Genomic DNA, 12378 nt, shown 5'->3' with positions numbered 1-12378 from the left:
CCACCGGTGCCGTCCCGTGAGCGGCGTGGCCCGAGTCCCGATCCAGTCCGCCGGGTAGGCGGCGGCTCGCTCCCGCTCGGGACCTCGTCCGGCCCCGGTCTCCGCGGCCGTGGCGCGTCGGGCGTCCGCCGGTTTCCCTCGTTCGTGTGGACACCCGGGCGGGCGTCACCCGCCCGGGTGAGCGCGCTCCGGACCCGCCACCAGGCACGGTTAAGGTTCCGCGGTGACTTCCACTACTTCCGACACACCCGCCGTGCGCGCGGGCGACCCCGGCACGCTCGTCATCATGTCCTGGAGCCGCGAGACCCCCGACGGCGACATCCCCTACCTCCTGGCCTGCTCCCTGGGAGACGGCGCGGACGGCCCCGAGGGCTCGTCGGCCGCAGTGGCCCGGCTGTTGCGGGACGCGGGTCTGCCGCCGGGCGAGGGCCTGGTCGACACGACCGGCCGGCGGCCCCGGCCGCCGGTCGACCTGCTCGTCGTGGCGGAGGCGGCGGTGCTCACGATGCCTCGCGTCAACGCCCAGTTCGTGCCTCCGGCCGCCTGGCTGTCCGCGGTGGCGAAGCGCGGCGCGGCCTACCTCATCTTCGCCACCCGTCCTTGGCCGAAGGGGGCCGCCCCGGGACACGCGGCGACCCTGGCCGACTTCACCTCCGACGAACGGACCCTGGCATCGGCGGCCCACGTCCTGCTGCCGGCGCAGCGACTCCGCGACTGAGCGGGCGGTGCCCGCCGGCGACGGTGTGGGCTCGCTGCCGGCGGGCACACACCGACCGACCGCGGTCGACGGGTCCGGCCGTCGCGGCCCGCCCCTGACGGGGTCTCCAAGGCGCGGGACCGGGCGCGCCGTGCTCGGCCGCGGCACGCCACACTCGTGGAAGCGGTCCCCGCCCGTCCGGTTCCCGGGGCACTCCGTTTGGCCGCCCGTGGGATGCGCCGCCGCCCCGCAAGGGCTCCGATGAGGTCATGTGCTCAGTCATAGTCGGTGCGTTCAGCCGCTCACGCGTGCTTGTGGCGGGCCTGCTGCTCGCCGCTCCCAGTGTGCTTCTCCCGCTTCACAGCGCCTCCGCGGCCCCGGCCGACGAGGACGGACCCGCCCGCGGTTCCGCCCAGATGGGCGAGGGTGTGTTGGCCCACGAGGGCCGACTCGACACCCCCGTCGGGACCCGGGCACTCCACACCGAGGGCGTGGATGTCTCCAGTCACCAGGGCAACGTGGACTGGCCGGCGCTGTGGGCGACGGGAGTGAAATGGGCCTACGTCAAGGCCACCGAGGGGACCTACTACAAGAACCCCTACCACACCCAGCAGTACAACGGTTCGTACAACGTGGGAATGATCCGGGGCGCCTATCACTTCGCGACCCCGGACACCACCGACGGGGCCACCCAGGCCGACTACTTCGTCGATCGGGGCGGAGGCTGGTCCAGGGACGGGAAGACGCTGCCCGGGGCCCTGGACATCGAGTGGAACCCGTACGGGGCCGCCTGCTACGGCAAGTCGCCGAGTCAGATGGTCGCCTGGATCAGGGACTTCCTGGACACCTATCGGGCGCGCACCGGGCGCCAGCCCGTGATCTACACCTCGGCCAGCTGGTGGACGGAGTGCACCGGGGGCTACCGGGGGTTCGGCATCGACACACCTCTGTGGACCGCCCGGTACGCCTCGACCGTCGGCCTGCTGCCGTCGGGGTGGTCGACCTACACCATGTGGCAGTACACGTCGTCCGGCCCCATCGTCGGCGACCACAACCGGTTCAACGGCGGTCTCGACAGAGTGCGGGCCCTGGCCCTCGGTTGAGGTCGCCGGGAGCACCGGGTCCGCACGGGCCCCACCCCGGACGACGGCCGGGCGGCCGTCGTCCGGGGTGGGGCCCGTCTCCCGGCTCTCCCCCATGCGGCGGGGCCGGGGGGCCGGGCCCCGGAACGGATCGAGCCGCCTCGTCGCCGGGCGTGAGGCGGGGGCGGATTCGCCGCGTCACCCGGCCGGCGAGGTCCATGCCAGAACCGGTCCCCCCAGCACGCCGAGGAGGACCGACGCCACCGCCGCCCCGGCGGCGACCGCCGTCGACGACCCGGACACGTGACGTGGCCCTTCGGCCGGCGGGCCGGTGAAGGCGGGCACGATCCACCGCAGGTAGTAGAAGAGGGAGAGCACGGTGTTGACGGCTGCGACCACCGCCGCCCAGAGCAGGCCGCCGTCGAGCGCGGCGCCGAGCATCTCCAGCTTGGCGAGGAAGACGGCGGTCGGCGGGGTGCCCACCAGACCCAGGAGGCACACCGCCAGAGAGCCCGCGAGCACGGGCACGCGCCGGGCGAGTCCCCGGTAGTCCTCCAGGTCGCGCGAGCCGGGCAGGGCACAGACCACGGCGAAGGCCCCGATGTTGGTGACGGCGTAGGCGGCGAGGTAGTACAGCAGCGCCGGACGGGCGAGGGCGGACTCCCCGACCGCGGCTACCGGCACCAGCAGATAGCCGACCTGGCTGACGGTGGAGTACGCCAGGAGACGCGTGACGTCCCGCTGGAAGAAGGCGGCCAGGTTCCCCAGGGTCATCGACGCGGCGGCCGACACGGCGATAAGCGCCGTCCAGGGGACCTCCGTGCCCGCCGACACCACGACGGCGAGCCGGTAGGCCGCGGCCAGAGCGCCGATCTTGGGAACGGTGGCGAGGAAGGCGGCCACCGGGACCGCGCTGCCCTGGACGACATCGGGCACCCAGAAGTGGCCTGGCACTCCCCCTGCCTTGAAGAGGATCCCGGCGAGGACGGCGAGGGCGCCGACGGCGACCAGGGCGGGAGGGGCGCCGGCCAGTCCGGTGCCGAGCTCCGCGTAGGCGGTGGTGCCACCGGCGGCAAGGAGCAGGACCACACCGGTCGGCAGCAGCACACCCAGGAAGGCACCGACGACGTAGTACTTCAGGGCCGCCTCGGTACCGGGTCCGTCCTTGAGAAAACCGGCCAGTGCGTAGCCCGGCACCCCGGCGAGCAGGTATCCCGCCGCGAGCAGCAGCAGGTCCTGGGCCCCGGCGAGGGCCAGCGCCCCGGTGGCGGCGAGCTGGAGCAGCACGTAGCACTCGGCCTCGCGGGCGTGACCGCGCAGGACGGACCGTGTCAGGACCAGCACCAGCAGGGTCGCGCCGAGGACGACGATCCGGGCGGTCGCGGTGACCGGGTCCAGTGCGAAGGCCCCGCGGAACGCGGTGCCTTCGGGCCCGGCGGCCGACACCGCGGCGGCCACGATCCCGGCGGCGCAGGCGGCGGCGGCCAACACGCCGATCAACCACTGGCGGTGGCGCGGCAGCCACGCACCGAGCAGCAGACCGAGCACGGCCGAGGCGGCGAGCAGCACCTCGGGGAGCAGGTCGAGTGGGTCGGGGTGGGAGCCGGTCATCGTGCCAGCAGCTCCAGCACCCCGCGCGAGGCCGGTTCCACGACATCCAGGACGAACCGCGGGGTCAGGCCCAGGACGACGCCGAGGACGAGCAGGGGAACGATCGCCAGCGCCTCCCGGCCCCCGATGTCCCGGAAGGGGCGGGTCGCGCCGGGCGCCCCGGCGGGCAGCCGAGGCGGTCCCATGAGGACGCTCTGGAGCGCCCGCAGGAAGAGCCCCGCGGTCAGGAGGAGGCCGAGCACCGCCACCCCGGTGGCGACGGGGCGCGGCCCCAGACTTCCGGCGAGGATCTGGAACTCGGCGATGAACCCGGAGAATCCCGGCAGTCCGAGCGAGGCGAACGCGGCGACCCCGGTCAGGGCGGCGAACACCGGCGCGCGGGCGGCGAGACCGGAGTAGGCGTCCATGTCGTAGGTCCGTCCGCGCTCGTGGAGTACCCCGGCGAGCAGGAACAACGCACCGGTGAGAAGCCCGTGGCTGACCATCTGGAACACCGCCCCGTCGACGGCGAGACGCACGGCGTCGGCCGACCCGACCGACACCGCGCCCGCCGCGCCGAGCGCCAGCACGATGTACCCCATGTGGGTGACCGAGGTATAGGCGATCATTCGCTTGAAGTCGCTCTGGGCGAGCGCCACGAGGGCGCCGTACACGACGGAGACCACGCCGACGACGACGAAGACGACGGCGTACTCCCGCCAGGCGGCCGGCAGCACGGGGAGCACGATGCGCAGGAATCCGTAGGTGCCCATCTTCAGCAGCACACCGGCCAGGATCGCGGACCCGGCCGCCGGAGCGTCGGTGTGAGCGGGAGGCAACCAGGTGTGGAACGGAACGGTCGGGGTCTTCACGGCCAGCCCCAGGGCGAGCGCCGACAGCACGAGCGCTCCTTGCCCCGGTCTTTCGGCCAGCGGGTTCGCGGCGGTCAGCTCCGTCACGTCGAAGGTGTGCGGATCGGCGGCCAGATAGAGGCCGAGGAAGCCGAGGAGCAAGGCGAGGGAGCCGACGAAGGTGTACAGGAAGAACTGGAGCGCGGACCGTGCGGCCCCTCGCTGCCCCCAGCCGGCGATGACGGCGTACATCCCCACGATGGACAGGTCGAAGAACAGGAAGAAGAGGATCAGGTCCAAGGCGACGAACAGCCCCACGCACGTGGTCTGCAGAAAGAGGAAGAGCGCCGCGAACTCGCGTACGCGGCGCCGTTGGCGCGTGGCGTACAGCGCGCAGGCGAGGAAGAGCACACAGGTGAGGGCGACCAACGGCAACGAGAGCCCGTCGACCCCGACGTGGTAGCCGATACCGGCGCTGGGGATCCACCGGGCCCGCGCCTCGTACTGCATGCCGCCCTCCGCGCGGTACCCCGCCCACACCATGACGGTGATCAGCAGTTCGACGGCGGCGGCGGCGATCCACACGGCCGGGAAGACGGCGCGCGGCGCGGTTCGCGGCACACACATCAGCAGCGCGGCGACGGCGACGGGCAGGACGACGAGGGCCGTGAGCAACGGGTCTCACCTCACCAGGACGAGGACGACGGCGGCGACGAGCAGCGCGGAGACGGCCTGGGCCAGGTACTGGTGGAGGAGACCGGTCTGTGGCAGGCGTGCCCAACCCCCCAACAGCCCGGCGGTGCCCGCCACGCGGGCCACCGCCCTGTCCAGACGGCGCTCCCATGACCGGTCGACCCACCGGGCCAGCACGAGGGCGCCGCTCGCGACGGCCCGCGCGGCACGGGCGAGGACCCGACCGTCGAACGCGCCGAGCAGGTCGGCGAGGCGCGTCGTGGGCCGCACCAGGAGACGGTTGGCCGCGGCTTCCAAGCCCAGCCATCGCCGGGCCCAGGCGGGCGAGATCGCCGCCGACCGCGGCCCCCGATCCAGGAAGGCGGCGACCACCGCCGCGGCCAGCGCACCGGAGAGCACGAACTCCCAGGTCCGAGGTTCGCTCGCGGAACCGTCCACGACCCGCGCGAACGAGTCGATCGCCGGCGGGAAGGCCAGGGCCGTGAGCGCGAGGCAGGACAGGGACAACAGCCCCAGCGGGAGGCGCACCGCGGGCGGGAGGGGGCGGGACGGTTCGTTCGCGGGGCCCAGGACGTACCAGAGCGCCTTGGCGCTGTAGGCGGCGGAGAGGACGGCACCGACCAGGCCGACCGCGTAGAGCGCGGCGGAGTCCGCCAACGCGGCCGAGAGCAGGACGTCCTTGGTCGCCCAGAGGGCGAGCGGGGGGACACCGGCCAGGGTGAGGGCCGCCGCGGCGAAGGCGACCACGGTCGTGGGGTGGCGGCGCGTCCGACCGCGAAGGGCGGGCAGCGATCTGGTGCCGAGCGTGGTCAGCCAGAAGCCCGCCACCAGGAAGGCCAGGCTCTTGGCGGCGGCGTGGGCGACGAGTTGGAGCGTGCCGCCGGTACGCGCTCCGACCCCCGCGGCCAGGACCATGAAGCCGATCTGGGCGCAGCTGGAGCCGGCGAGCAGTTGCTTGACGTCCCGCTGCGCCAGCGCGACCGCTCCGAAGGCGACCGCGGACAGCGCGCCCGTCCAGGCGACGACCGGGCCGCCCCAGCCGGACGCCCGCAGCAGGGGCTCCAGCCGCAGCAGCAGGTAGGCGCCGGCGACCACCATGGTCGCGGAGTGCAGCAGGGCCGAGACGGGACTCGGTCCGCGCATGGCGCCGGAGAGCCAGAAGCCGAAGGGAAGCTGTGCCGACTTGCCCAGTGCCGCGGTGATCACACCTGCGGTGACGAGTGTCAGCCAGGGTTGCGTGGCCTGGGGCAGCGCGTCCAGACGCAGCGAACCGGCGCCGTGGTGACCTCCGGCCAGGGCAGCGCCGGCCGCGAGGTACAGGCCGAGATCGGCCGCGCGGGTGGTCAGAAAGGCCGTGGTGGCCGCCCGGACCCGCTCGGTGTCACGCCACCAGTAGCCGATCAGGGCCCAGGAAGTCGCGCCCATGACCTCCCAGGCCATCAGCAGGGCGGGCAGGGTCGTCGCAGTCACGGTCGCGAGCATGGCCCCGCTGAACAGGAGCATGAGGCCGAAGAACCGGGAGCGCGCCTCACCGGGGCCGATGTCGACGGTGCCGAAGACCAGGACGACGAGGGTGACGGCGGTGACGGTGATCGCCGTCAGCCCCGAGAGGCCGTCGACGGCGAACGCGGCGGGGACCCCGCCCAGCAGCGGCGCCCGCACCTCCGGGCCGGTGAGCGCGCAGGCCACGGCCAGGCCCAGGGCGCAGGCGGAGACGGCGAGGGCGGACGCGGGCGCGTACCGGTCGGCCGGGCGTCCCCCGACAGCCAGCGCGGCCCCGCCGCCGAGGGGCACGGCGAGCAGGGCCCACAGCAGGGCGCTCACCCGCGCAGCTTCGCGGCGTCGTCGGTGGTGTCGATCTCGCGGGCCCGGAAGAGCGCCGTGACCACGGCGAATCCGACCGCCATCTCGACGGCCATCGCGGTCACCGCGAAGACGATCAGTACTTGGCCCTCGGCGACGGGGGCGACGTGGTGCCAGACGGCGGCGGCGGCGAGGACGACCCCGCCCAGCATGAGTTCCAGGCCCATCATCAGCATGACCACGGACTGTTGCGTGAGGGCTCCGTAGAGGCCCACCGCGAACAGCGCGGCGGCCGGCAGGAGGACGAGTTCGAGCGTCACCTGGGGAGGCCTCCGCGTGCCGCGGGCTCGGCGGGACGGCCCCTCAGGTCGTCGCCGAACCGGTCGTACCTGCCCCGCCGGGTGGCCAACACCACCGAGGCGACGATAGTGGCGAAGAGGGCGAGGCCGAGCACCATCATGGTCAGCATCTGGCCGCCCATCAGGGAACGGCCGAGTTGTCTCGTGGGGTCCGGGGGGACGTCCCCCCTTCGGGAGGGCCACGGGGTGAGCAGCGCACCGGCGGCGAGGGCGACGAAGACCACTGCGGACAAGAGCGCCGCACCCCGCCGGTTGTGCGTCATGGACATCGGCGCGAGCCCGGCCGGGTTCATCATGAACATCACCATGAACGCCGCCATGAGGGCCATCTCGATGGTCATCATCAGCACGACGACCACCCCCAGGTAGTCCAGTCCGAGCAGCAGCACGTCGACGCCCACGCACAGCAGCGCCAGCAACAGCGCGTAGGTCGCTCGGGCCATGGAGTCGAATCGGAAGACCATGACCGCGGCCACGACGGCGAGCGTGGCCGCGACCCAGAAGGCCGGAACGTCGGACACCGAGAACGCCTCCCTCTCAACGATCCAGCACGGCGACGGCGACGAACAGCGCCTGCGCCAGGGTCAGGGGGATCAGGACCATCCAGGCGGGCTCCAGGTAGCGGTCCATGCGCGCAGTCGGCAGCACTCGGCGCGCCGTCACCAGCAGGGCGAGCACCGCCCCGGTCTTCAACAGGGTCCACGCCCACGCGGGCAGCAGCGGTCCGTGCCCACCACCGAGGAAGAGCGGCACGCTGAACCCGGCCGTCGTCACGAGCAGCATCCACCGGCCGCCGAGCAACAGCAGTCGGTCCACCCCGCCGAGTTCGACGGCGACACCACTCGCGATGTCCCGACCGAGCGGGTGCCCGAACGGTCCCCAGAAGGACATGCCGAGCGCGCTCAGCAGGTAGACGACGAAGGCCACGGGCATCCACACCACGAACCACAGGCCGGACTGGGCCGCGACGACGTCCCCGACCCGGAGGGACTCCGCTCCCAGGGCTGCGGTGGTGAGAGCGAACATGTGCGGCAACTCGTAGGCGAGTCCCTGGGCGAGGAACCGGTACCCCCCGATCATGGAGAGCGTCGAGTTCGGCCCCCAGCCGACCAGCCAGACCCCCGCCCAGGCCAGCGCCTCCATGGCGTTGAACCAGACGACGCCGACGGTCGGATCGGTCACCGAGGTGAAGCCCCAGGGCAGGACCGCGCAGGCGAGCACGGCGGCCACGGGCACCACGGCGGCGCCCAGCCGGGTCAGCGCGGTGTCCGCGGCCGTCGTCCGTCGAGGTCGCCGCGCGAACAGGCGCACCGTCGCTCTCAGCGGGGTGGCTGCCCGGGACACGGCGTCCCGCGCCCCCCGAGCGGGACCGCATCGCGCCGAAGCGGCCAGGAGCGCGTCGACGGACGCCGCGCAGCACGCCGCCGCCGCCAGCGCGAAGGGGAGGACCACCGCGGCCCACAGCGGCGCGGCCTCAGCCATGGGGCGTCTCGGGACGATCCGGCGAGGAGGTCAGTTCGTCCAGGTCGGGGTCGAGACTTGCCACGATGATCCGGGCGGCGGCGAAGTCCACGCCCGCGAGGAGTCCGGGCAGCACCCCGAGGAGTGCCGCGGACGGCGGCCGGGCGGGGTCGAGCACGCCGCGAGGGCCCGAGGCACCGCCGCCGGTTTCCGGAGCGCGCGGGTCGTCCAGGTCGGCGCCGAAGCGCTCGACCTCGGCCATCCAGACGAGGAGGCGGTCGTGGGAGTCCCCGTCCGCCACCAGCGCCGGACCGGTGACTCCGGCGGCCCGTGCCCGCCGCCGCGGCAGGGGTCCGACACCCGCCAGGGCCCGACGCACCGTCCGGGAACGGGCCACCCGTCGGGTGGTGGCGCGCAGCTCGCCGACGATCCGCGCGCTCGGCGCCCCGGCGAGCACGGTGTCCCGCGACCTTCGACACCGCGCGGCCAGGGTGTCGCATCCGGTGACGGCCAGCAGTCGCGCCGCGCTGTCCAGATGAGCCGCGCAGCACCGGCGCGCCACCTGCCCGCGCGTGACGAACGAGCCGCCACTCGCGGCGTTCAGCGCCGGCTCGTCCCAGAAGGGCGCCCGGCCGGCCGGGAGGACGACACGGCCGACGGCACACCGAGTGTCCGTCTCGGCGGTCTGTACGAGATCCCCCTGAAGGGTGAGCCGCAGGACCAGACCCGCGGGCCAGTCCGGGAGGGCCGGACCCAGCGTGAGCCGGAGGCGGTCGAGGCGGAGACCGTCGCGGTCGTCGCCCCGTCGTGCCGTTTCCGGCTCCCCGTCGTCCGACGGGGCGGGCCGGTAGGCGAGCGGAGCGGTGCCGAGCAGGCTGGTGGCCGTGTCCAGCAGGTCGGCGGCGCGGCCCGCGGCGGGCACGACGACCCGCGAGGCCGGACTCGGCACGGCCGCGCCCAACCGGTCCAGCCAGGGCAGGTCCCGGTGGGTGGGGACGCCGCAGACGACGAGCAGGTCGGCGTCGGCCGGGGTGTCGGCCGCGGGCAGGCCACGACGGCACAGCTCGGCCTCGACCGCGAGCCGGGACGCTGTGCCCCCCGGCAACGCCACCGCCAGGACCGTGGGTCGACGTGCGGCGTACCGCAGCAGCGCGCTCCTCACGCCCATCGGAGGGCGCCCTCCCGCCAGGCGTACGTCACTCCCGCGAAGAGGATCGCGAGGAAGAGGAACATCTCGACGACGGCAGCGGTGCCGACCTCGGAGACCACTGTCACCCACGGGTACATGAAGAGCATCTCCATGTCGAAGGCCAGGAACATCATGGCCACGGGGTACCAGCGAACGTGGTAGCGGCAGAACGCGTGATCGACGGGAGCGTGTCCTCCCACGAAGGGGGTCGTGCGCAGCGGCTCGCGGTCGACCGCGAGCCATCGACCGAGCCCGTGGAGGAGCAGGATTCCCGCGCCCACGACGCCGAGCAGCACGAGGATCGGCCGCCAAGCGTCCATGTCGGGCCCTCCGTCCTCGCTGACCGGGGCCCATCATGGCCGCCCGGGCGGAGCGGATCACGGAGACACGACCGGAGGTGTCCCACAACCGGGCCGGTGGACACGGAAGGCCCACGAGACGGGGTACGGGACCGAGGTACGCCTGTGCGGCGGCCTCTCCTTCTCCTCCACCGGCGCCGCAGGCGGGTCCGGGACAAGCGAGGGCGGAACGCCCCCGCGAGACATCGCTCGCGAAGGGCGCTCCGCCCGTCCCCCCCGGCGGTCGGCCCGCCGGGCGGGGACTACCTAGGCCGCTTCGGTCGGCGCCCAGCGGGGCTCGCGCTTGCCGCCACCGTGGTCGCCTCGACCTCCGTGGTCGCCCTTTCCGCCGCCGTGGTCGCCTCGGCCACCGTGATCACCCTTGCCGCCGTCGTGGCCGTGCTTCCCCTTCTTCTCGTTGGCCAGCTCGACCTCGACGAGGTGGTTGACGGCGTCCAGCTCGTAGGGGCCCGTGACCGGCTGGGAAGGCAGCCTGTACCCCTTGGGCACGGCCGTCTCCAGGAGGTAGTACGTGCCCGGCTCGAGGTCGCCGAACACACACTCTCCCTGCCCGTCGGTGACGCACTCGGAGACCAGGAGGTCCGGGTCCGCGCCGTCCGTCTGCAGCCCCGGGACACCGTTCGTCTCCCGCCACGCCTCGAACACCGCGCTCGGGAGCGGGTTGCCGGTCTTCGCGTCGGTCTTGAGGAGTTCGATCGTGCCCGTGAGCACCTGCTCGGCGACATTACGAGCCGTCACCGACACCCCCGACTCCACGTTCTCCTCCGTCAACACCAACGGACCGAACACCGCCGGATCCGGCAACACATACCCCACCGGAGCCACCGTCTCCAACCAGTAGTACGTACCCAACTCCACCTCACGGGCACACACCCCATCCACCCCCGTCACACACCCATCCACCATCGAGTCCGGATCCCCACCACCCGTCTGCAACCCCGGAACACCATTCGTCTCCCGCCACAACTCGAACTCCCCACCCTCCAACGGACCCCCACCATCCGCATCCACCTTCAACACCCGCACCTCACCGGTGGTCGGCCGGGTGTCGGAGTCGCACTCCAGCTCGGCGTCGAAGGGGTGGTAGTGGATCTCGCCGGCGGTCGCCTCGCCGATGGGGCCGGCCACGAGCTCCCGGGTGACGACGTCACCCTCGATGTTGGAGGGCGCCAGGTCGGTCAGGAGTGCGCGGGGGGCGTAGACGGTGCCCTCAAGGGTGTCGCCGCTCTCGATGGTGATGTCGGTGGCGTCGGCGAAGTTCCACAGGATGTACGGGGCCTGGACGCCCGACACCCCGGCCATGTTGGGCGTGGTCCAGGCGAACTGGCCGGCGTCCCCGGTGGTGTCCACCGCGATGAGCAGAGGCGTGTCCCCGGTCGGCGGGTTCAGGAACGTGAGGATGGAGATGTTGTTCAGCTGGTCACCGGTCAGGCGGAGGACGTTGGTCTGTCCTGCCTGGAGCTCGATGGCGACGTTGGATCCCGGCGGGAGGTTCTCCGGGTCGGGGATCGGGTTCCCGTTCGGGTCGAGCAGGGTCACGGTGTTGGCGCAGCCGGCCATGAGGTCGGCCCGGTCGCGGTAGTCGGCGAACAGGCCCGCGAAGTCCATCAGGCCGCCCTGCGCCACGGAGGCCGGTTGCTGCTGGGTTGTCAGCTCGATGCGTGGCGCGGACTCGTAAGGGGCCCCGTCGGCCACCACTCTGGTGTTGACGCTGGCGTTGTTCATGTCCTGGATCAGCGCCTGACTGCCGGTCATGTCGCCGATCTTGACGTATCCGTTCTGCAGGACACGGAGGACCCCGTCGGGACTGCTGTCCGGGTGATTGAAGGCGCCGCCGACCAGGAGGGCGGTGGGTTGGGCGTCGCCGCCGGCGAAGAATCCGCCCGGCGTGATCAGGGCGACGTTGTAGTTGTTCCCGATGGTGAGGTCTCCGCCCACGGCCACCGGGCCCTCCGACTCGGTGCTGCCGAGCGTGGCGTCTCCCTCGGTCACCACCCCGAAGCCGTTGCCCCCGTCGACGGGGTTGCCGATGAGGACGGGAACGCGGGCTTCTGCCCACGCCTGTCCGCCGTACAGGGCTCCGGTCAGGAGACCGGAGCAGCAGACCGCGGCGGCGGCGCGGAGCATACCCCGAGGGATCACCCTGGGTCGCATTCGGCGACTGTGTGTAGTGGTTCGCATGTTGGCGAATATACGAAGAGCGGACTCTCGCGGCATCCGGTTGCCGAGGCCACCGGAGGCGCCGGTGCGGGCGAACGGGTGAACCCGAGACCGAGGATGCCGACGCTAGGTCG

11 protein-coding genes are annotated in these 12378 nt (G+C 72.9%); 2 read left to right on the top strand and 9 right to left on the bottom strand.

The annotated features are described in order from the left end of the window. The first annotated feature begins 223 nt into the window (after positions 1-223). Positions 224-718, top strand: coding sequence for a DUF5949 family protein (locus tag JEK78_RS21715; protein ID WP_200261859.1), 495 nt, complete (start codon positions 224-226; stop codon positions 716-718). A 248-nt stretch (positions 719-966) separates the two neighbouring features. Further along, a complete protein-coding gene (locus tag JEK78_RS21710) occupies positions 967-1800 on the top strand; it encodes a lysozyme (protein WP_200261858.1) in 834 nt (277 codons plus the stop codon). A gap of 177 nt (positions 1801-1977) precedes the next feature. Here JEK78_RS21710 and JEK78_RS21705 read toward each other — a convergent pair whose 3' ends face one another. The 9 genes from JEK78_RS21705 to JEK78_RS21665 all read right to left on the bottom strand — a co-directional run bounded on the left by JEK78_RS21705 (position 1978) and on the right by JEK78_RS21665 (position 12238). After that, positions 1978-3390 carry an NADH-quinone oxidoreductase subunit N gene (locus tag JEK78_RS21705; protein ID WP_200261857.1) on the bottom strand — a complete coding sequence of 471 codons (1413 nt, stop codon included), beginning with the start codon at positions 3388-3390 and terminating at the stop codon, positions 1978-1980. After that, positions 3387-4895 carry an NADH-quinone oxidoreductase subunit M gene (locus tag JEK78_RS21700; protein ID WP_200261856.1) on the bottom strand — a complete coding sequence of 503 codons (1509 nt, stop codon included), beginning with the start codon at positions 4893-4895 and terminating at the stop codon, positions 3387-3389. Before JEK78_RS21700 ends, JEK78_RS21705 begins: the two co-directional genes overlap by 4 nt. A gap of 6 nt (positions 4896-4901) precedes the next feature. Beyond that, positions 4902-6737, bottom strand: coding sequence for a proton-conducting transporter membrane subunit (locus JEK78_RS21695; RefSeq protein ID WP_200261855.1), 1836 nt, complete (start codon positions 6735-6737; stop codon positions 4902-4904). Beyond that, positions 6734-7036: an NADH-quinone oxidoreductase subunit NuoK gene (gene nuoK, locus JEK78_RS21690; protein WP_200261854.1), complete on the bottom strand. Its 303-nt coding sequence runs from the start codon at positions 7034-7036 to the stop codon at positions 6734-6736. Before nuoK ends, JEK78_RS21695 begins: the two co-directional genes overlap by 4 nt. Further along, positions 7033-7539, bottom strand: a complete 507-nt coding sequence (locus JEK78_RS21685) for an NADH-quinone oxidoreductase subunit J (protein ID WP_200264294.1) — start codon at positions 7537-7539, stop codon at positions 7033-7035. The genes nuoK and JEK78_RS21685 overlap by 4 nt, the downstream gene beginning before the upstream one ends. Before the next feature lie 73 nt (positions 7540-7612). Further along, positions 7613-8557 carry a complex I subunit 1 family protein gene (locus tag JEK78_RS21680; protein WP_200261853.1) on the bottom strand — a complete coding sequence of 315 codons (945 nt, stop codon included), beginning with the start codon at positions 8555-8557 and terminating at the stop codon, positions 7613-7615. Further along, complete coding sequence (locus tag JEK78_RS21675) at positions 8550-9704, bottom strand: hypothetical protein (RefSeq protein ID WP_200261852.1); 1155 nt, start codon at positions 9702-9704, stop codon at positions 8550-8552. The genes JEK78_RS21680 and JEK78_RS21675 overlap by 8 nt, the downstream gene beginning before the upstream one ends. Further along, the gene (locus JEK78_RS21670) at positions 9695-10045 is read right to left on the bottom strand and encodes an NADH-quinone oxidoreductase subunit A (protein ID WP_200261851.1); all 351 of its coding nucleotides are present in this window, start codon (positions 10043-10045) and stop codon (positions 9695-9697) included. Before JEK78_RS21670 ends, JEK78_RS21675 begins: the two co-directional genes overlap by 10 nt. 285 nt (positions 10046-10330) lie before the next feature. Then, complete coding sequence (locus JEK78_RS21665) at positions 10331-12238, bottom strand: choice-of-anchor A family protein (RefSeq protein ID WP_207187881.1); 1908 nt, start codon at positions 12236-12238, stop codon at positions 10331-10333. Positions 12239-12378: the final 140 nt, after the last annotated feature.

The sequence above is a fragment of the Streptomyces sp. HSG2 genome, from assembly GCF_016598575.1.
Lineage (GTDB): Bacteria > Actinomycetota > Actinomycetes > Streptomycetales > Streptomycetaceae > Streptomyces.
This window is presented reverse-complemented; position numbering and strand designations above follow the sequence as displayed.

Coding starts and splice junctions, on each gene's coding strand:
- JEK78_RS21670 (WP_200261851.1), bottom strand. CDS start 10,045: ATGGACGCTTGGCGGCCGATCCTCGTGCTGCTCGGCGTCGTGGGCGCG.
- JEK78_RS21705 (WP_200261857.1), bottom strand. CDS start 3,390: ATGACCGGCTCCCACCCCGACCCACTCGACCTGCTCCCCGAGGTGCTG.
- JEK78_RS21685 (WP_200264294.1), bottom strand. CDS start 7,539: ATGGTCTTCCGATTCGACTCCATGGCCCGAGCGACCTACGCGCTGTTG.
- JEK78_RS21680 (WP_200261853.1), bottom strand. CDS start 8,557: ATGGCTGAGGCCGCGCCGCTGTGGGCCGCGGTGGTCCTCCCCTTCGCG.
- JEK78_RS21675 (WP_200261852.1), bottom strand. CDS start 9,704: ATGGGCGTGAGGAGCGCGCTGCTGCGGTACGCCGCACGTCGACCCACG.
- JEK78_RS21665 (WP_207187881.1), bottom strand. CDS start 12,238: ATGCGACCCAGGGTGATCCCTCGGGGTATGCTCCGCGCCGCCGCCGCG.
- JEK78_RS21710 (WP_200261858.1), top strand. CDS start 967: ATGTGCTCAGTCATAGTCGGTGCGTTCAGCCGCTCACGCGTGCTTGTG.